The sequence below is a fragment of the Blastococcus sp. MG754426 genome, assembly GCF_021699055.1.
In the GTDB taxonomy this organism is placed as follows: Bacteria; Actinomycetota; Actinomycetes; order Mycobacteriales; family Geodermatophilaceae; genus Blastococcus.
On record NZ_SSXC01000082.1, the window covers coordinates 1 to 18,216 of the forward strand.

An 18,216-nucleotide genomic window follows, 5' to 3' on the forward strand; every position below is an offset into this window, starting at 1 on the left:
CCCAAGGCGCTGCCCCCCCGATGCGCCCCCCGATGAGGAGACCCGTGCCCCTGTCCCGTCCGCTCGCCCGGCTCGCCGTCCTGCTGCTGGCCACCCTGACCGCCCTGGGGGCCGCGGTGGGCCTGGCGCCCGGTGCCTCCGCGCACGTCACCGTCTCCTCCACCGACGCCACCCCCGGCGGCTACGGGAAGCTCACCTTCCGCGTGCCCAACGAGAGCGACACCGCCAGCACGGTCGCCCTGCGGATCCAGATCCCCGAGAAGGCCGCGATGGGCTCGCTGCGGGCGCAGCCGGTGCCGGGCTGGACGATCAGCACAGAGACCACCGAGCTCGACGAGCCGATCGAGGTGCACGGCCGGGAGATCGGCGCGTACGTGTCGCTGGTGGAGTTCCGCGCGGCCGACGGCGCCGGCATCGCGCCCGGGCAGTTCCAGGAATTCGCGCTCGCCGGGGGGCCGTTCCCGGACGTCGAGCAGCTCGGCTTCCCGGCGGTGCAGCGTTACAGCGACGGTAGCGAAGCGGCCTGGATCGAGCCCACGGTGGCCGGTCAGGGCGAGCCGGAGCGCCCCGCCCCGGTGCTGTCACTGACCACCGGTGACGCCCCTGGGGAGGAGGTGGAGGCCGACGAGGCGCATGCGCACACCAGCGACCCCGGCGCCATCGCGCTGTTCTTCTCCATCCTCGCGCTGCTCACCGCGATCGCCGGTGTCGTCCTCGGCGCCCGCGCTTCCCGACGTACCGTGTCCTCGTGACTCCCGCCGTCCGCCGACGTCCCCGCCGCGCCGTGCCGGCGCTCCTGCTCACCGCCGGCCTGGTGCTCGCCGGCTGCGGGAGCTCGGCGGACGACGCGGCCGGGAACGCCGGGGCGGCGGCCGGGGAGCACGACCACTCCGGGCAGGGGCCGGCGGTCGTCGAGGGCCCCGAGGACCGCTACGCGGGGCTCGACCTGCCCGAGCCCTACCGCCGTCCGTCGTTCACGCTGACCGACACCACCGGCGCGGAGTACGACTTCAAGGCGGCCACCGCCGGCCGCCCGACGATGCTGTTCTTCGGCTACACCAACTGCCCGGACATCTGCCCCACCACGATGGCCGACGTCGCCGTGGCGCTGCGCGGGGTGGACCCGGCGCTGGCCGAGCAGGTGCAGGTGGTCTTCGTGACCACCGACCCGGCGACCGACACCCCGGAGGTGCTCGGGGAGTACCTCGACCGGTTCGACGCCGACCTGCCCACCTCGTTCGTCGGCCTCACCGGCGACCAGGCGGCGGTGGAGCGGGCCCAGCTGGCCGCCGGGGTGCCGCAGGCCGAGGACGACGGCCGGCTGCACTCGACGCTGCTGCTGCTGTACGGCGGCGACGACGAGGCGCACGTGGCCTTCGACGCGGGCAACACCCACCAGGACATCGCCGAGGACCTGCAGGTGGTGGCGGGCGCGTGAGGCGCGGCCTCGGCCGGCTGCTCGCGGTCCTGGCCGCCGTGGTGGCGCTGCTGGCCCTCGCCGGGCCGGCCTCGGCGCACGTCGGCGGCGGCGCGGCCGGCAGCGACTTCGACGCGCGGGTGCTGCAGGTGAGCCCGCAGCTGCCGGGTGTGAGCGTGCGGTCGCTGCAGTTCGGCGACGAGCTCGAGCTGGTCAACACCACCGACGTCGAGGTGCACGTCCCGGGGTACTCCGGCGAGCCCTATCTGCGGATCGGCCGCGACGGGGTCTGGCGCAACGCCAACAGCCCGGCGACCTGGATCAACCTGGACCGCTACGGGCGGACGGCGCTACCCCCCTCCGCCGACGCGGACGCCGCCCCGGACTGGGAGCAGGTCTCCACCCAGCCCGCCTACGTCTGGCACGACCACCGCACCCACTGGATGAGCGAGGGCGTCCTCCCGCCGCAGGTCGCCGCCGATCCGGGCCGCGAGCACGTCGTCTCGGAGTGGGTGGTGCCGCTGCGGCACGGGCAGACCGACGTCCAGGTGGCGGGGGTGCTGACGTGGACCCCGCCGCCGTCGCCCTGGGTGGTGTGGCTGCCCGTGGCCGCGCTCGTGCTGGCCGCCGCGGCCGCGGGTCTGCTGGCCCGCACGCCGCTGGCGCTCGGGGCGCTCTTCGGTGCCGGGGCGCTCGCGGCGCTCTGGCACGCGGTGGCCACGCCCGAGCCCGCCGTGACGGTGGGCTCCCACGCCGGCGCCCTGGTCTCCGCGCTCCTGCCGGCGGGGGCCACGCTGCTGTGCGCCGTCCTGGGGCTGCGGGCCGCCCGGCGGGGCCGCGGCGCGCTGACCGGGCTGCTGGCGGTCGTCACCGGCTGGCTGCTGCTGGTGCAGGGCCTGCCCGACGTGGACGTCCTGTGGTCGGCCAACCTGCTGACCGCCGGGCCGCAGCCGCTGGCGCGGGTGGCCGTGACCGTGCTGGTGTCCCTGGGCGTGGGGCTGCTCGTCGGCGGGGTCGCCGCGGTGCGCCGCTTCCGGGAGACCCCCGCGGCGCCCGCCGGAACCGCCGCCGGCCGCCCGGTCCCGGCGGCCTGACGGCGGTTCCCCGCGCGGGATCAGGCGATGTCGGCGACGACGTTCGCCGGTCCGCCGCCGAACAGGGTGTTGGCCCGCTGGAGGTCGCCCTCGAAGTCCACCTCGACCGCGGCGTACTGCGAGATGTCCACCGGGCGCACGCGCAGGCCCGCCTCGGCGATCGCCGTCTCGATGCCGCGCTCGAAGTAGTCCTGGTGCGAGCAGGCCTCCAGGTGCTCGATGAGCACGGCCTTGTCGGCGGAGGAGACGTAGTTGATGCCCACCGCCTCGCCGAGCCCGCCGCGGACGGTCTTGGACAGCTCGCGGATGCACCCGTCGGCGTCGAGGGTGTACTTGACCTCCTCGTCGGCGACCGTGCCGGTGTCGACGCAGACGAAGCTCTGGTCCGCCACGAGGTAGGGGAGGGCCACCTCCAGCACGCCCGGGTCGAAGACGACGTCGCCGTTGAGCCACAGCACCCCGCCCTCACGCGTGGTGCGCAGCGCCCGCAGCAGGCTCTTGGACGTGTTCGTGACCGCGAAGTCGGGGTTGTACGCGAACAGCAGGTCGGGGGCGGCCTTCATGATCCGCTTGCTGCGGTAGCCGACCACCGCGGTGACCGACACCTCGGCGCCCAGCACGGCGCGCAGGCCGTCGAGCTGGCGCTGGAGGATGCTGCGGCCGTCGTCGAGCCGGGTCAGCGGTTTCGGGTCCTGCCGGCCCAGCCGGGTGCCCATGCCCGCGGCCAGGATGACGACCTGGACCGAGGGGGCCGGGTGCCGCCGGGTCGTGGTGCGCGCCGAGGAGGGGGAGCCGCCCCGACGGACGGCGTCGAGGATGTGGTCACCGGTCCGCACGGACATCATCTCCCTCGAGATTGCTGGTGGTGGTGGGCCCGGACGCGGGTGCGGCCGGGAGGAGGTCGAGGACGCGCGCGGTGGCCGAGCCGTCCTCGAGGTGGCAGAAGGTCTCGCGGAACCGGGCGTAGCGCCCGGCGTGCTCCGCGGCCACGGCGTCGACGCCCGCGATGGCGTCGATCAGCTCACCGCTGGTGGCCAGCAGCGGACCCGGTGCCACCGCCGCGAGGTCGAAGTAGAACCCGCGCAGCTGGTCGCGGTAGCGCTCCAGGTCGTAGACGAAGAACAGCAGCGGTTTACCCGTGACGGCGAAGTCGAACATCGTCGAGGAGTAGTCGGTGACCATCAGGTCCGCCGCCAGGTACAGCTCCGCGACGTCGAGGTGGTCGGAGACGTCGACGACCGGGGCCCCGGGCGGGAACTCCAGCCGGCCGGCCACCATGTTGTGCAGCCGGAGCAGCAGCACGTGGTCCTCGCCCAGCCGCGCGGTGAAGTCGGCCAGGTCGATCGCGAGCGGCGGGGCCGAGCCGTCGCCCTGGAACACCAGGTCGTCGCGCCAGGTGGGGGTGTAGAGCACCGCGGTGCGGCCGTCGTCCAGGCCGAGGTCGGCCCGGACCCGCCGGCGCACCGCCTCCCGGTCGGGGCTGCTCAGCAGGTCGTTGCGCGGGTAGCCGGTCTCGGCGATCGGGCCGCGGTGCCCGAAGGCCCCGCGCAGCCGGTCGGTGGTGACGGCGTTCGGCGAGAGCAGCAGGTCCCACCGGGCGACGTCGAGGTCGGCGTTGGTGAGCCAGCCCTCCGGCCCGCCCTCGACGTCGTGGTGGATGCGCTTGAGCGGCGTGCCGTGCCACGTCTGCAGGTAGAAGGTGCCCGGCCGCTTGGTCCAGTGCATGGAGATGCAGTCGTTGGCGATGACCAGGTCGGCCGTCTCCAGGGCGGCGCGGGCCTCCGGCGTCCCGTACAGCACCGTCTCGACGTCCGGCGGGAACGTGTGCCGGGTCTTCTCGGTGCACAGCCAGGTGTGCACGGTGTCGCGGTCGTGGCGTGCGGCGAGGGCTTCGTACAGGGCGCGCGGGTTGTCGGCGAACAGCCCCCGGAAGCTGAAGTAGGTGATCCTCACCGGCGGGACGGAGGGGTCACGTGGTCAACGGGTCGGGCGTCGGTCAACGCAATCCCTCCTCCGGGCGTGTGGGGACACGGTCGATCGCGGCCCCCGGGAGCGGGGGCCATGGGAACAGTGTGCGGGTACCGGCGCCGCTTGCGTCAGGTTCGCGTCCCGCGTCGTCGACGGCGCGCCGCCACCGACGGCCGGAACACGCCCTCGGAGGCCTCTGACGGACGGCTCGGCGCCGGTGTCGGCGTCCATGATCCTCGACCGGCGCGGGGCTCCGGTAGGCGGGTCGAACTACACCGGTGTCAGTTCCGGCTGTGACTCGTGGGACGCCTGCGACCGGTGGTGCGGCTCGCCTCGGCGTGTCCCGCACGACGCGCCGAACGGCTGGTCACGAGTCGGTCACGCAATGTTTCGATGGGTCTGCCTCATCGAGGGCGCGCACGTCAGGGACGCGAGACGGACAGGGTGCATGGACGCTGGAATCGGCCCGGAGGCCCGCACGGAGCTGCTGACGGCGGTGCACCCCCGGACCGGGCGGGCAGCCGGGCGCCGCACGCACCGGCGTCCGGCCCGGGCCCGGCGCAGCCCGGCGCTGCTGCTGAGCTCGGTCCTCCTGGGCGGCGCGGTCGCCGCGGGCATCAGCCTGCAGGGCGCGCCGGCCGCCGAGGCCACCTCCGTGCTCGCCGCCCAGGACTCGCTGCTGACGGCGGAGGAGGGCGTCGAGGTGCTGCCGCAGGCCTCGATCACCGTCGCCGAGGCGCAGGCCCGGCTGCAGGAGGTCGCCGCCTCGCGCGCCGAGCGGCAGGCGGCCGCGGAGGCCGCCGCTGCTGCCGCCGCCGAGGCCGCGCGCCCGAAGGCCGTCCTGCCGGTCGCCGGCGCCCGGCTGACCAGCGGCTACGGCAGTCGGTGGGGGACCTTCCACTACGGCATCGACCTGGCCGCGCCCATGCGCACGCCCGAGTACGCCGCCGTCGACGGCGTGGTGCTCCGGGCGGGCGCGGCCAGCGGGTTCGGCCTGGCGGTCTACATCCTCCACGAGAACGGCGACGTCACCGTCTACGGCCACATGGACAAGATCCTGGTCACGCCGGGGCAGTACGTGGAGGCGGGGGAGACCATCGCGCTGCTGGGCAACCGCGGTCAGTCCACCGGCCCGCACCTGCACTTCGAGGTGCACAAGGGGGGCCTGGAGGGCAAGCGGGTCGACCCGATCGCGTGGCTGGCGGCGCGCGGCGTCCACGTCTGAGACCGGCGCGGTCGTGGTCTGATCGCCCCGTGACCGCCGCCGTCGAGGAGAGCAACCGGCGGCTGCTGCGCGCGCGGGACACCATCGACGCGCACTACGCCGAGCCGCTCGACGTCGCGACGCTGGCCCGCGTCGCCCTCGTCTCGCCGGCCCACTTCATCCGCTCGTTCCGGGCGGCCTTCGGCGAGACGCCGCACCGCTACCTGCAGCGCCGCCGCGTGGAGCGGGCGATGTTCCTGCTGCGCACCGGCGACCGCAGCGTCACCGACGTCTGCATGGAGGTCGGCTTCTCCAGCCTGGGCACGTTCAGCCGGGTCTTCCGCGACGTCGTCGGGGAGCCGCCGAGCGCCTACCGGCGGCGGGGCCCGCTGCCGCCGGTGCCCAACTGCTTCGCGATGGCGTGGGCGCGGCCGGCGACCGATCGAGCAGTTTCGGAGAAGCAGCCGGCGGCGCCGGCTCCCTAGCGTTCCCCGCATGCTGAAGACCATCTCCATCACCCAGATCTACGTCCCCGACCAGGACGCCGCCCTCGACTTCTACGTCGGCAAGCTCGGCTTCGAGGTGCAGGCCGACATGGACTTCGGGCCGATGCGCTGGCTCACGGTCAACCTGCCCGGCCAGCCCGACCGGGCCGTGCTGCTGGAGAAGCCCGGCGCGCCGGCGATGAGCGAGGAGACCGCCGCCCAGGTGCGCGACCTGGTGAGCAAGGGGGCGGCCGGCGGGCACCTCTTCTTCACCTGCGACGACGCCTACCGGACGCACGCCGAGCTGAAGGAGCGCGGCGTGGAGATCACCGAGGAGCCGGTCGACCAGCCCTACGGCATCGACTTCGGCCTCCGCGACCCGTTCGGCAACCACCTGCGCATCGCCCAGATGAAGGAGGCCTGACCACGGGGCCGCCGCGCGGTGGCCCCGCACCCCACCCCCTCCGCCGGACCCGTGAACCGGCCCTGTACAGTTGCTCCCGGCTCGGAGGAACACGCCGGGCCGGTATCGGGGCTGTGGCGCAGCTGGTAGCGCACCACACTGGCAGTGTGGGGGTCAGGGGTTCGAGTCCCCTCAGCTCCACCCCGATGACCAGGCCGTTCTCCTTCTGGAGGGCGGCCTGAGTCGTCTCTGGTTGCAGTTGTGGTTGCAGTTTGCCCACCCTTACCTGGCAGCAGCAGGGCGCCCATCCGGTCGGCGGCCTCGCGGGCGAGGGCCGGCATGACGTGGCTGTAGATGTCCATCGTGGTGCGCATCTGGCTGTGACCGAGCAGCTCCATGACCACCCTCGGGTGCACGTTCTCGGACAGCAGCAGGGTGGCGGCGGTGTGCCGGCCGTCGTGCAGGCGCACGTGGCGGACTCCGGCTGTTTGCAGCAGTCGGGTCCAGTCGTCGTAGTCGGTCTTCTTGTCGATGGGGCGGCCGTTCGGCTGGGCGAAGACGAGGTCCTCGTCGTGCCACTCGGAGCCGGCCAGCATCCGCTCGCCGAGCTGGGCGGCCTTGTGCCGGTGCAGCTCGTCGACGAGAGGCATCGGCAGGGCGAGCGTGCGCTGGCTGCGGCGGGTCTTGGGCTCCTCGTAGATCAGCCCGCCGCCCCGGACCCGGTGGATGCTGCGCCGTACGGTGAGGGTGCCGGCCAGCGGGTCGATGTCCTTCCACTGCAGCGCCAGCGCCTCCGACTGGCGGAGGCCGAGGGCGAGCGCGACGGTCCAGCGGGCCGAGTTGCGCATGGTCGCGGCGGCCCCCAGGACGGCGCGGGCCTCGCCGAGGTCGAGGGCTGTGGCGATGTCGCTCTGCTTCTGGGCGGGCGGGTCGACGAGCGCGGCGACGTTGCGGGGGACGTGTCCGCGCTGGACGGCCACGGTGAGGGCCCGGGACAGGATGCGGTGGTGGCGTAGCACGGTGGCGGGGGAGTAGCCGTCGTCGAGGAGGGCGGTGTAGAGCTGGTCCAGGTGCTCCGGTCGCAGCCGGTCGAGGCGGTGCCGGCCGATGCCGGGGATCAGGTGCTTGCGGACGGCCGACTCGTAACTCTCCAGCGTCCGCTGTCGCACGCGGCGCGGCGCGATGGTGGTCAGCCAGTGCTCGAGCCACCAGGCGACTGTCGGGGTCGACGTCTCGCCGACCGTCCCCGAGTCGCGCTTGCGCTCGAGTTCTCGGACCTTCGCGACGACGACGCCACGGCTCTTGCTGCTGACGTGCCGGCGGTCGAGCGTGCCGTCGAGCTTGAAGCCGACGGAGACGTAGCCGTGCCAGCGGCCGTCGGCGCCCTTGTAGATCGTCGACTCGCCGTTCGAGGCGCGTCCCGCCATTGGTCACCCCTGGGTCGTGGGCCGGAGTGTCAGTCTGGCCGAGCGGTCCGACACCGGCGGAGCGGTTGTGGACTCACGCGGCATCGGGCGACGTCGGGCCCAGTTCGAACAGTCCGCGCTGGTCCGTGGTGGTCCGGGTCCGGCGCAGCGCACGAGGAGCGGTGCGGGGAGCTTCCAGGCCGCGAACGTAACGTTCGAGCTCGCTGCGGGAGAGGCGGCAGCTGCGGCCGATGTGCACCGCGTGCAGCTCGCCGGCCTTCATGAGCGCGTAGACCGTCGTTCGCCCGAGGCGGAGCGCCGTGGCGGCCTCCTCGGGTGTGAGCAGCAGCGGGTCGCCGGCGACCGGCTCCTGAGGTCGCTGCGTGTCGCTCATCTCGCCCTCCTCGTCGTGTGGCCTCGTGCGCCGGCGTCCGGCGCCGCACGCCCACCTGGAGAAGGCGCCATTTCCGGCCGGTTGGTGACAGTGCCGGGCGAAGTTCCTGTTTTTCTCCAGTCCCTGCTTGCCGAGCGCCTGATCACCTGGGGCCGACGTCCGTCGAATTGCTCGGCCTCCTGACCTGCTCCGGCGCGTCTCCGGTTTCCCTCCAGGCCGGGGCTCGGCGTCCTGGAGTCGATCGTGGGCGCGGGCACACTCGGCGCATGAGTTCCGATCGCCTGGCGTTGATCACCACCGATCCGGCCGTGCTGAGCGGCCAGGGGGTGATCGCCGGCACCCGCGTGCCCGTCAGCGTGGTGCTCGACTGCCTTGCTGCTGGAAAGAGTCCGGAGGAGATCGTCGCGGAGTACCCGACCCTGACCCCGGAAGGCGTGCAGGCGTACGGGGCGCTGCTGGCCCGCGAGGAACCGGTCCCGCTGGGCCCGAGTGAAGGGCAAGCTCGACGAGAACATCCCTCGTTCAGCTCGCCAGGTGCTCATCGCCGTCGCGCCCGCGGCAGCACGCTCTCCAACCTCCCCCTTGCGCTGCGTGCTCGATCCTCGCCTGCGCCTCCCGTTCCGCGCCCCCTCCCAGCTGCCTGACGGGACAAGATCACGAGCCGACACACCTTATGCATCCAGGACCGCGCAATTCGTTGTGATGGGTGGCTGACGACGGGGGTGACAGAGATGCGGTCAGCCGCCGAGCGGCATGCCGGGCGGGCGTCACCGGGGCGCGTTACCCCGAGCACCGGATCGGTGCGCCTCCTGGCGGGGCGTGCTGTTGAGCAGAGGGGCCCTGACGTCCAGCAGGGCCGGCAGCCACGTCGCCCGCGACGGTCAGTGGCGCGTCGGTCGGGGTGACATCGGCCCGGTTGGGTCATCACCGCCCCCGTCACCTACGTCACCCCCCGTTGGCCCTCCCGCTCCAAGAGGACTGTCCCGACCTCACCGTCGACGCCGGTGCCGTACAGAAGCAGTACGGCAGCTCCGGCTCCGGGCGCTCAGGTGAGGTCGGGTGCACCGCTCCAGCGCGCCCTCCGCCGGTAGGACCGCAACACGGGGTCCAGTGCCCGGCCAAGGGCGGGCAGGTCCCGGTCGTAGACGCGGCCGTCATGCAATTGACCGGCGAGCTCGCCGAGCAACCGCGGCCAGTCTCGACGGGTCGGCTCGAGGGGTACACGGATCTCGACCCGTCGCTCGACCACCTGCACCGCCGTCCGGCCGGAGTTCGCCGCGCGGCTCTGCTCCCACGCCCGGTGCCGGCAGGTGGCCGAGCACCACTTCGGGATGGGGCCGCGCCGGCGCGGGGTGATCGGTCCCCCGCACCATCCGCAGGTCGTCGCGGCGATGCGGCGTTCGGGCCCGTCCCCGCAGGGCCGGCCTGGTCCGGACGGGGGCGATTCACTGCGGCCTGCTGGTGGCGTTGACGGCGTTGTTGTTCACCTGCCCGCCGTCGTGCCCGGTATTCGGGGGGCCGCTCGTTCCCATGGCCTGAAGTCTGCTGGCAGTTCTCCTGTAACCCGTCACCACGAGCTCTCAGACCCTAGATGCAGGAGGTGTGTCGCCTCGTGATCTTGGAATCTCCAGTTGCGTGAGGACTGCATCGGCTCCGGGAGGCGGCGTGAGCCTCGCTCGGCGCTCGTGGGAACTGGAAGCCTCTTGGGCTGACCTCGGCGCGGCGCGTGACCGCGCGGGGGAGTGGCAGGCGAGTTGCCCGGCCGTCCGCAGCGGCGCCGCTATCGGTGCAGTTCGGCGGCCGAGCTGTCCCGGAAACCGCCCCGTCACCGGGCATGTCTGTCGGCGGGTCATACGAGACCGCCTCTCGTGGCTGACGACTTGACTTGCCGATTCCCGGTAGGGGTTCCTCGTACGGAACGTTCATTCAGGGGCGATCGGAGAGCCCGCTGCCTTCCGCCCAGAATGACGCCGCAAGGGCTGCCGAAGGTCATGGCCTCGAACGTCAATCAAGGCCGGTTGTCCTTCGAGCGGGGAGACTGGTGCGCCCAGAGTCAGGAGGGAGCAGTCGATGCCGCCACGAATCGAGAAGCTAAGCGTCAAGAACCTGCGCTCCATCGGGGGCGGGGGGGTGACCATTCGCTTCCCTGAGAGCGGCGCGCTGGTGCTGCTTGGTGAGAATAACGCCGGCAAGAGCAACGTCACACGCGCCCTGGACGTCATCTTCGGGGACTACTGGCCCGGGACGCGCCGGCTGGAGGACCACGATTTCCACGGGCGGGACGGCGACGGCATCGCGGTCGAGGTCGGCGCGGCGGTGTCTGGCATCGCCTGCCCCTATTGCTCGGGAGGCGAGGTCGAGTACTTCAGATGGACCTACGACACTCAGGACACTGGGACGGACGGAAACCCCGTGAAGTACCGCTTCACGTGCAGCAACGCCTACTGCGGAAAGTCCTGGCCGAACAACGTCATGCGGTCGGTGCTCTCGGCCGCAGTCCTCGATGCCGACCGCAGGCTGGACTACCAGTTGAGCTATGCGAGCAAGTACACGATGCTCTCCAAGCTCATGCACCGGTTCCACGAGCGCCTACTCCACGACCCCGCGCGGAGGACGCAGCTCGCCGCGATCTTCGGTGGGCTGCTTGAGGGATTCGGGGCGGTGCCGGAGTTCGCCAAGTTCAAGCAGCTGCTCGCGGAGACGGCCGAGGATTTCGGGCAGAACCTGCCATACAGGCTGGACGTCGACTTCAGCGCCTACGACCCGAGCAACTTCTTCCGCTCGCTCCGCATCCACCCCACCCTCGAGGGGGAAGTGAGGAGTTTCGACGAGCTCGGCACCGGCCAGTCCCAAGTGCTCGCCCTGGCGTTCGCCTACGCCTACGCGATGGCTTACGGGCAGTCGGAGGGCACGGTGCTTGTCATCGATGAGCCGGAGGCCAACCTCCATCCGCTCGCTCAGCAGTGGCTGGCGACGAGGCTGGACCACCTGGCGGCTCCCGGGCTGCAGGTGGTGGTGACGACCCACTCGCCGCACTTCGTCGACCTGGCGAGGCCAGAGAATCTGGTGATGGTGAGCAAGGGCGAGGACGGCGCGACTCAGGTGGTGCAGAGGTCCCTCGACGACCTGACGGCGAACCTGGTCGAGCGGGGTGCGGACCCGGAGAGGACGCAGCCCTCGACGGTCGGCCCGTTCTACGCGGCCGGCGCCACGACGGAGATCGTCAGCGGCCTCTTCGCGAGGCGCTGCGTCCTGGTCGAGGGGCGGACCGAGTCCCTGGCGCTACCCGAGCTACTCAGGGCCCGCGGCCTCGACGTGCTCAGGGAGGGCGTTTCCGTGGTCCCGGTCGAGGGCGTCGGCAACGTCGCCAAGTGGCACCGGCTCTACACCGCCCTCGGCATCGAGTGCTTCTGCCTGTTCGACACCGACTCCGACAAGGGCGGCGATGTGCAGCTGCTCGCTAAGCGGATGGACATTGCTAGGGCGCTCGGCCGCGAGGGTGACCCAGCGGAGGCTGCGACGATTCTGCGCGAGCCCCTCTACGTCGGTGACGGCTACGCCACCCTCGACCCAAACTTTGAGGGCGGGATGAAGGCGCTGTTCGGCAACGAGTGGACACGCCTCTACGACGAGGCAGTCTCCTCGGTCGGCGAATCCAAGCCGCTCCGCGCGAGGTACGCCGCCCAGCGGCTCGACGACTTCAACTTCGCGGGTAACCCCGGCGAGCGGATCGACGCGCTCGTCCGAGCCATCCGCGGCAAGGGGCCAGTCGATGGCCCGCACGAGGACGGACCGGAGGACCCCTCGGCGGGCGGCAACCCGGGGAAGTCGTACGACCCCGACCCTTGGGGCCCCGACGAACCACCGTTCTGATCGTCAGGGACGTCGGCTGGCCGTAGGGCACGGAATCGGACAAACCGGTCGCCGCTCCAGTGCGCGACTTGATCTGCACATGCAGAATGCCAGCGTGCCGCACCCCGAACCCTCCGAGGCCGATGATCGGGCTGTGGCCAGGTTCTTGGTGCTGGGCGCCTTCGGCGAAACCATCCTGCGATTCCAGTTGGTCGAGCTGAGCTTCTGGCGCATTCTGGCCGCGCGGCTGAGGCAGGGCATCACTTTGGACCAAGGCATGACGAAGGTCGCAGGTTGGGACTCTCAGTCGATGGGCCGACTCGTCGGCGTTCTGGGCTTACCCAACACTTTGAGGGCCGAGGCCGAGCAAGCTGTGGAGACACGCAACTACCTCGCTCACCGGTACATCCGCGACCGAGCAGTATTCTTGGACGATCCGGCGCTCTGTCGGGAGGTGGCAGACGAGCTTGCCCGAGTTCAAGCCCGACTCGACGAGTTTGAGGAACGCCTGGACGCCCACCTACGTGACCTTGGGGTCGCCGACCTCAGCGAAGATGAGCTCAACGATTTGGGACTGCTCAAACCACCCAGCGCTGAAGCATGGTTCGAGTCCGAGGGAGGAAAGTAGAAGGTCCCGCTGACCGATCCTCTGCCGGACGCTGCAACGCGCTCCGGACCTTGGGGCGACGAGGAGCCACCCGGGACTTGCGTGAGCCCCGTTCAATGAGGCCGCGACGCCTCCTCATCTGGCGGTAGCCGGAAGCGCAACATCCGAAGCACCTTGAGCGCGCTGTCGCGCCGATAATCCTTGGTACTTAGGGTGCCGACGAGCGCAACGACGGCGATCAAACAGCGCCGCAGTAGGAACGCAGCGCCGAACAAGACGCCGCCATCGGCGACGTAGGGGAGGACTTCGCTTCCCACCGGTGGGTCCCGTCAGTTCGCGTTCTCCGCGCTGACGGGGCGGCTTACCGCAGGGAATGACCGCCCGGCGCCAAATGATCTTGGCCCGGTAGCGCTCCGGTGTTTCTGACCTGACCGGAGAGCTCGGTCATCGCTGCGTGCCCAGCGCGGTCGTGAACCACGAGACCAGGCGAGACCTGGAGCAGGGCTGCGGTCAGGATACGGCATCGGGGGGACGTGGCCGGGTCGACCTTCGACGCCGGTGACGCGACGACAACGGGCTGGGAGTGCAACCAGGCTCGGCGGCACGCCTCGTCTGGTCTCGCCGCCGTCGTTCAGCCCCGCCGGGGAGACGACCGATGACGTTGGCGCCCACGGTCGATCCGTTGGGCGCGGTGCTGACTTCCTCGCTGGTGAGGCTCTGGACGGAGAGCGCAGACCTCCAGGAAAGCTGTCCAACGCGTTACGCCGCCCGAGATGCAAGACGTGTGTCCTTCTTGATCTTGTTGATTCTCCAGTGACTCGGGTCGGCGGCAAGCCGCCGTAGCGGTGCTCCCGTGAGTCGCCAATGGCCCTGCGGTCTGTCAGTCGACAACCTTGCCGATGAGCCAGAGCCAGACGAGGGCGAGACCGTCCAGCCCTGCGGCAACGAGCGGCGCATCGAGGGTGGGGCGGACGCGGGGATCCGGGAGCGGTGTAGGAGGCGCGGGGGAGGTCGTCACGTTCGGGTACATCGGCTTCTGTCCCGTCTGAGTCAGGTTCGTTCGCATACCTCCACTACTGACTTGATGGTGTGAGAGACAACCTGCCATCTGCCGGGAAGGCACCGCGGTCGCTTCGTCTGTCAGTCATCTGCGAGACACTCCGCCATCGCGTAGAGGGAAGCGGGGCAGTGAGTGGATGCGCAATGGGTCGCGGCAGGCGTGGGAGCTGTGAGCGCCGGGGTTATCGCATGGCAATCGTGGGAGACCAGGAAAAACGCGCGAGCGGCCGGTGAGGCCGCTCGGGCAGCCAACGAGGCCTTGGATCTGGCTCGGTCGCAGGAGGGGCACACTCGGACGCTAATCGCAGAGGCCATCCGTACGCGGATTGACGCGAAGACTCCGACGCTCACGCTTAGGCCGGAGCCTCCGATATGGCCCCCGGTCCGACGGCTGGCCGACAACCTGAGGCCCGATGAGGCGCTACCCCCGGGGACGGCGTTCACCATGCCGCGTGACCGGGAGATACCCATCCTCGTGCGGCAGCCACTCACCGTCCACAACGCGACGGACCAGCCGATGGACCTAACCGCGAACCTGCCGCTGTATGACCGCGAGAGCCGTGGGCTCATCGGGCAGCAGATCACCGTGCCTGGCCGCTACTCGCTGCGGGTGTACCACGTCATCCAACAGACCTTAGGGGAGTGGGTAGCGAGCGCCGAGCTGCGGGAGAAGGGTGAGCCCGGCCTTGAGTGGCGTTTGCAGTTCAACTACGTAGACCAGGCGGACACGGGGGCCATGGACACGTATGAGGTGGCTACGGGGGGCCTCCCGATCGAGCGGGTCCCTCAGGAGTTGGGCAACTGGCGGATCGCAAAGCTGCGGCTGGAGGGGTCCGCGTTCGACGTCATCGACTCATCCGTCCTCCCGCGCAGACGGCGGTACTGGCTGTCGCGAACCAGGAACCAAGAGCTGGAGTGACCGACCTTCGTCATGGGGTCGTCGGCGCGGGCAGGCAGCGCCGCGCCCTGACAGCTAGCGTGCCCGCATGGCGAACGCGGCGGTGTGCGGCAAGTGTCATCAGGTCATCGAGCGCGAACACAACGGCAAGTCCGGAATCACTGAGAGGACTGACCCATGGGTGTTTGTAGCCCATGAGTTCGACGATGAGCGAGGCGGCCAAATCTTCCGGACCAGGTGTCCCGGATCCGGCAAGAACCCCTGGGTGACGGCGAACGCGTACTGAGCCGCGATCTCGTTGTTGCACGATGGCGCCGTGGACATCGACGTAGACCTGTACCGACGTGAGGCATACCCCGAGCAACCCTGGTGGTTCGGACTCCTCTGGGTGGCTCGTTGCGACGGGGTTCCAGTGGGGGCTCTCCAGACACGGCCGGACGGTGAGTTGCAGATGGTGGCCGTGGAGGAAGCCTTTGAGGGGCGTGGGGTGGCCCGTGCCTTGTTCCAGGCTGCTGAACTCCACCTCGGAGTGCTTCCAACGCACGACAACGAGGTCTCGCACAAGGGACGAGTCGTCGTGGAGCGTTACGCCCTCAAGGCCAGCGAGCGCTTCGGTGACGCTCCCGCTCGGCTGCTACCCGCTGATGAGGCGGAGAGGGCCGCCCGCGATCTGCTGTCAACGGTTCGGGGCGAAGGACCTCGCTGGCTTCCAGGTCCCCCCAGTGATCCCTCTGTTTACCGAGCCGCCCTTGCCTCTCCGCGGACCGGCTGACGAACTGCCGTTTTGTCCCAAACCGACCGGTTCCTGGTCCGCAACCGGCTTATCGCCGGGCTCACGCGCGCACGGTCGCGGTCGAGGCCGCGGCCCGTTCCGGCGCCGTGACCACCGCCAACCGGGCGCGGAAGCTGGGCAAGCAGGTGATGGTGGTGTCGGGGCGGGACTGCTGTAGCTGCTCGACCAGCTCCCCTCGTGCCTCCGATTGCCTTGGCGCGCCACGCTCGGCTTCAGTGCAAGACCGCCCAACAGCTTCTTCCTACGTCTTACAAACGGTGAGACACTGAAAGGGTGCCTGAGACGATCACGTTCCGCCCCGATGAAGACGTCCGTCGAGCGTTGGCCGTTCTGACGCAAGACGGCACTTCGGTCTCGACGGCCGTTCGAGCAGCTCTAATCGAGGCTGCCAGGATGGCAGCGCAAGACAGGCTGCGCGTAGAGGCCGCTGCGCTGGCCGCCGATGACGCCGACCGTGCTGAGGCGGCCCAGGTCCTTCGGGACATGGAGACGCTGCGTGCGTGGTGAGGTCTACCGCCTGCGCTCCCCTCGGGGCGCCCGGGGCCATGAGCAGGCCGGCGGCCGCTTTGCAGTCGTCGTCCAGTCTGACCTGCTGCCGCTGTCGACCTGGCTGGTCGCGCCGACGTCCACCTCGGCACGCGCGGCCACGTTCCGTCCTGAGGTCTCCATCGAGGGCCGCCCCACCCGGGTGCTGGCCGAGCAAACCAGTGCCGTGGATCCGCAGCGCTTGGGGGACTCGGCCGGTCACCTCAGCTTCGATGAACTGCGCCAGGTAGACGCCGCGCTGCGTTTGGTCCTCGGCCTGTGACAGACACCCAGCACGATTCCCGCCAGCGGCCCCTACGCGCGAGCCCTCTGCATAACGTGACTCCTGCTGGTGATCCTCGCCAATCGCAGCCGAGCATTCCGCAATCGACTGCCCGGACCGGCTCTTGCGCGTACGGCGTCGACGACGGCGCTCAGGGGGCCTGACCCTTCAAGTCTTCTTTGACGCGTTCTCGCTCCGTCAGTGTGAGGAGCTATGACCAGAGCTCGCGACGGACCAAGGGGAGGCGCCGATGATGATCGACTACAACGTGAGCGATCACTGGTCCGGAGACGAGCCGGCGTGGGTGAAGTCGCTCGTGTCGTCGCTGGATCGGCGGCATGGTCGGAGCTCCGCGCTGCCGCTCACGGTGGTGGCCGAAGAGATCCTCAGCTGGGTCGCGCTGGCTAGTGGTCCGGATGCCTGGCGGAAGTCAGCTAACCGCGACTCGTTACAGATGGACGTTGCGGAGTCGACTTCCGCCCTGGGTGGCGCCCTGCGCGCCGAAATTTGCGGTCCGCTCGGACTGTTCCAGGCAGCGTTCTCGCGGCTGACCGGCAGCGGAGCCTCCGTGCTCAGCCAGTCACCCGGCACGCGCACCCACGCCGCGTGGGCTGACGTCGTCACGACTGCCGAGGCGCTCGTGTCAAGTCTCGCTTCAGATGCCGCGGTCGCTGCAAGCTGGGACGACCTGGTCAAGGCGGCGAAGGACCGCACGCTGCAACGCAGGGAGTACCGACCGATCGCCGAACTCCTCTTCGAGCAGATTCGTAGGCGCGGCTGCGATGCGGAGGAGACCTTCCGGGAGATCGTCTCCGCGGTCGCGTTCGGCCGCGACCCAGGGGATTTCCCGATCGGCCAGAAGGACGTTCCGCTCGAAGAGCGAGTCGCGAAGGCCCGCGTGATCGCGTCCACGCCAGCGCAGATCGAGCCTATCGTGGTGTGGCTCGGCTACCAGGGCCGCGCGTTTCCGCGGCTGAGCGCCGGTCGGGTCGCGTTCCTTAATGCGCATTGGGCAGTTCCAAATGCTCGCCCTGATGGTCAGGAGTTCGATCACAGAGCCGAGCTTTGTGAATTGCTGGAAGGCGGCAACCTCTTCGAGGTGGCAACCCGTGTCGGCGAGGAATCGGAGGTCGACTTTCTGGTGCGCGTCGACCTCGGAGAGACGAACGCGGCCGGAGCAGTCCCGCGTGCCGTCGACATCGTGAACACCATTCTCAACGTGTCAATTCATCGTGCGGGAGGGATCCGCCCGCACCTTGTCCAGCACGGCGTGCTGCGCAACGGGCGGCTAGCGTCGATGAGTTTCGGAGTGCGCCACCGAGAAGCAGGTTTTCCCGACGACCACCACGGGGCTGGGATCACCGCCGAGGCCCTGGAGGAGCACGGGCCGAAGATCGCCGAGGCGCTCGCCCGCGAGGAGCTACCGCGATTCCTGGCCGCAGCCCTTGAGGTCCAGATGACCGCAGATCACCCATTCAGCCGAGACATGGCACTTCGAGAGCCCTCCGAGGCAGATATCAAAAGCGTAATCCCACTCGCGGACCGGGTCGTGCAGCACATCGCCGCACATGCCGCGACGGATCCCAACGTCGTCTTCGAACAGCTCGGCACGCGCTGGCCGCACGCACGGTGGCTCACCGACATCCGGCGTGCCGTTCACATGTGCCTGCTCGGCGGGGGACGAAACCAAGAACTCCTCAGAGCGCTCACCGGCGAGTGGTTCAAAGGGATGTCCCGCCCCGGGTTCAGTGGAGGCTCGAAACTGACGCGGCGACGGTAGCCGCCGCGGGGTTGTGCCGGTAGAAGGTGTCCTCGTGCTCGGCCGGTG

19 protein-coding genes, 1 tRNA gene and 1 pseudogene are annotated in these 18,216 nt (G+C 70.2%); 16 read left to right on the forward strand and 5 right to left on the reverse strand.

Going from position 1 to position 18,216, the window contains the following annotated elements; all coding sequences use genetic code 11:
- The first annotated feature begins 44 nt into the window (after positions 1-44).
- Genes E9549_RS19415 through E9549_RS19425 form a run of 3 tightly spaced genes read left to right on the forward strand, consistent with a single transcriptional unit; the run spans position 45 to position 2,511 of the window.
- Positions 45-752 carry a YcnI family protein gene (locus tag E9549_RS19415; RefSeq protein ID WP_236828241.1) on the forward strand — a complete coding sequence of 236 codons (708 nt, stop codon included), beginning with the start codon at positions 45-47 and terminating at the stop codon, positions 750-752.
- The gene (locus E9549_RS19420; protein ID WP_236828242.1) at positions 749-1,438 is read left to right on the forward strand and encodes an SCO family protein; all 690 of its coding nucleotides are present in this window, start codon (positions 749-751) and stop codon (positions 1,436-1,438) included. Before E9549_RS19415 ends, E9549_RS19420 begins: the two co-directional genes overlap by 4 nt.
- Positions 1,435-2,511 carry a hypothetical protein gene (locus E9549_RS19425; RefSeq protein ID WP_236828243.1) on the forward strand — a complete coding sequence of 359 codons (1,077 nt, stop codon included), beginning with the start codon at positions 1,435-1,437 and terminating at the stop codon, positions 2,509-2,511. Before E9549_RS19420 ends, E9549_RS19425 begins: the two co-directional genes overlap by 4 nt.
- Positions 2,512-2,531: 20 nt before the next feature.
- On the opposite strand, the gene E9549_RS19430 is transcribed toward E9549_RS19425, so the two are convergent.
- Entirely contained in the window at positions 2,532-3,347 is an 816-nt protein-coding gene (locus E9549_RS19430) for an NTP transferase domain-containing protein (RefSeq protein ID WP_236828244.1), read from the reverse strand.
- On the reverse strand, positions 3,334-4,464 hold the full coding sequence (locus tag E9549_RS19435; protein ID WP_236828245.1) for a CDP-glycerol glycerophosphotransferase family protein: 1,131 nt from the start codon (positions 4,462-4,464) through the stop codon (positions 3,334-3,336). The genes E9549_RS19430 and E9549_RS19435 overlap by 14 nt, the downstream gene beginning before the upstream one ends.
- Before the next feature lie 463 nt (positions 4,465-4,927).
- Here E9549_RS19435 and E9549_RS19440 point away from each other — a divergent pair, with 463 nt between their 5' ends.
- From E9549_RS19440 to E9549_RS19455, 4 genes are all read left to right on the forward strand, one after another.
- A complete protein-coding gene (locus E9549_RS19440) occupies positions 4,928-5,704 on the forward strand; it encodes a M23 family metallopeptidase (RefSeq protein WP_236828246.1) in 777 nt (258 codons plus the stop codon).
- A gap of 29 nt (positions 5,705-5,733) precedes the next feature.
- On the forward strand, positions 5,734-6,168 hold the full coding sequence (locus E9549_RS19445) for a helix-turn-helix domain-containing protein (protein ID WP_236828247.1): 435 nt from the start codon (positions 5,734-5,736) through the stop codon (positions 6,166-6,168).
- A 10-nt stretch (positions 6,169-6,178) separates the two neighbouring features.
- Positions 6,179-6,592 (forward strand): VOC family protein, encoded by a 414-nt coding sequence (locus E9549_RS19450; RefSeq protein ID WP_236828248.1) that lies wholly within the window; start codon positions 6,179-6,181, stop codon positions 6,590-6,592.
- A gap of 107 nt (positions 6,593-6,699) precedes the next feature.
- Positions 6,700-6,772 (forward strand) — tRNA-Ala (locus E9549_RS19455).
- A gap of 200 nt (positions 6,773-6,972) precedes the next feature.
- Here E9549_RS19455 and xerC read toward each other — a convergent pair.
- Together xerC and E9549_RS19465 are read right to left on the reverse strand one after the other, a co-directional pair.
- A pseudogene (gene xerC / locus E9549_RS24545) lies at positions 6,973-7,998 on the reverse strand (tyrosine recombinase XerC); the annotation flags it as partial.
- Between the two features lie 73 nt (positions 7,999-8,071).
- Positions 8,072-8,371: a helix-turn-helix domain-containing protein gene (locus tag E9549_RS19465; RefSeq protein ID WP_236828250.1), complete on the reverse strand. Its 300-nt coding sequence runs from the start codon at positions 8,369-8,371 to the stop codon at positions 8,072-8,074.
- A 266-nt stretch (positions 8,372-8,637) separates the two neighbouring features.
- Between E9549_RS19465 and E9549_RS19470 the strand changes: the two genes are divergently transcribed.
- The 3 genes from E9549_RS19470 (at position 8,638) to E9549_RS19480 (ending at position 12,851) form a co-directional block, all read left to right on the forward strand.
- The gene (locus E9549_RS19470; RefSeq protein ID WP_236828251.1) at positions 8,638-9,015 is read left to right on the forward strand and encodes a DUF433 domain-containing protein; all 378 of its coding nucleotides are present in this window, start codon (positions 8,638-8,640) and stop codon (positions 9,013-9,015) included.
- Between the two features lie 1,426 nt (positions 9,016-10,441).
- The gene (locus tag E9549_RS19475) at positions 10,442-12,244 is read left to right on the forward strand and encodes an ATP-dependent endonuclease (RefSeq protein ID WP_236828252.1); all 1,803 of its coding nucleotides are present in this window, start codon (positions 10,442-10,444) and stop codon (positions 12,242-12,244) included.
- Positions 12,245-12,338: 94 nt separating this feature from the next.
- Positions 12,339-12,851 (forward strand): hypothetical protein, encoded by a 513-nt coding sequence (locus E9549_RS19480; RefSeq protein ID WP_236828253.1) that lies wholly within the window; start codon positions 12,339-12,341, stop codon positions 12,849-12,851.
- Positions 12,852-12,943: 92 nt separating this feature from the next.
- Here E9549_RS19480 and E9549_RS19485 read toward each other — a convergent pair whose 3' ends face one another.
- Positions 12,944-13,147: a hypothetical protein gene (locus E9549_RS19485; protein ID WP_236828254.1), complete on the reverse strand. Its 204-nt coding sequence runs from the start codon at positions 13,145-13,147 to the stop codon at positions 12,944-12,946.
- 911 nt (positions 13,148-14,058) lie between these two features.
- On the opposite strand from E9549_RS19485, the gene E9549_RS19490 reads away from it, so the two are divergent.
- From E9549_RS19490 to E9549_RS19510, 6 genes are all read left to right on the forward strand, one after another.
- Positions 14,059-14,808, forward strand: coding sequence for a hypothetical protein (locus E9549_RS19490; protein ID WP_236828255.1), 750 nt, complete (start codon positions 14,059-14,061; stop codon positions 14,806-14,808).
- 67 nt (positions 14,809-14,875) lie between these two features.
- The gene (locus E9549_RS24550) at positions 14,876-15,073 is read left to right on the forward strand and encodes a hypothetical protein (RefSeq protein WP_236833480.1); all 198 of its coding nucleotides are present in this window, start codon (positions 14,876-14,878) and stop codon (positions 15,071-15,073) included.
- A gap of 102 nt (positions 15,074-15,175) precedes the next feature.
- Positions 15,176-15,559 carry a hypothetical protein gene (locus tag E9549_RS24555; protein WP_374201699.1) on the forward strand — a complete coding sequence of 128 codons (384 nt, stop codon included), beginning with the start codon at positions 15,176-15,178 and terminating at the stop codon, positions 15,557-15,559.
- A 294-nt stretch (positions 15,560-15,853) separates the two neighbouring features.
- Positions 15,854-16,087, forward strand: coding sequence for a hypothetical protein (locus tag E9549_RS19500; protein WP_236828257.1), 234 nt, complete (start codon positions 15,854-15,856; stop codon positions 16,085-16,087).
- On the forward strand, positions 16,077-16,388 hold the full coding sequence (locus E9549_RS19505) for a type II toxin-antitoxin system PemK/MazF family toxin (RefSeq protein ID WP_236828258.1): 312 nt from the start codon (positions 16,077-16,079) through the stop codon (positions 16,386-16,388). The genes E9549_RS19500 and E9549_RS19505 overlap by 11 nt, the downstream gene beginning before the upstream one ends.
- Positions 16,389-16,638: 250 nt before the next feature.
- On the forward strand, positions 16,639-18,168 hold the full coding sequence (locus E9549_RS19510) for a DUF1479 domain-containing protein (protein ID WP_236828259.1): 1,530 nt from the start codon (positions 16,639-16,641) through the stop codon (positions 18,166-18,168).
- Positions 18,169-18,216: the final 48 nt, after the last annotated feature.

What these genes read in the sequence shown, in the direction of transcription:
- E9549_RS19510 (WP_236828259.1), top strand. Translation starts at nt 16,639, where the DNA reads ATGATGATCGACTACAACGTGAGCGATCACTGGTCCGGAGACGAGCCG.
- E9549_RS24550 (WP_236833480.1), top strand. Translation starts at nt 14,876, where the DNA reads ATGGCGAACGCGGCGGTGTGCGGCAAGTGTCATCAGGTCATCGAGCGC.
- E9549_RS19475 (WP_236828252.1), top strand. Translation starts at nt 10,442, where the DNA reads ATGCCGCCACGAATCGAGAAGCTAAGCGTCAAGAACCTGCGCTCCATC.
- E9549_RS19470 (WP_236828251.1), top strand. Translation starts at nt 8,638, where the DNA reads ATGAGTTCCGATCGCCTGGCGTTGATCACCACCGATCCGGCCGTGCTG.
- E9549_RS19450 (WP_236828248.1), top strand. Translation starts at nt 6,179, where the DNA reads ATGCTGAAGACCATCTCCATCACCCAGATCTACGTCCCCGACCAGGAC.
- E9549_RS19440 (WP_236828246.1), top strand. Translation starts at nt 4,928, where the DNA reads ATGGACGCTGGAATCGGCCCGGAGGCCCGCACGGAGCTGCTGACGGCG.
- E9549_RS19465 (WP_236828250.1), bottom strand. Translation starts at nt 8,371, where the DNA reads ATGAGCGACACGCAGCGACCTCAGGAGCCGGTCGCCGGCGACCCGCTG.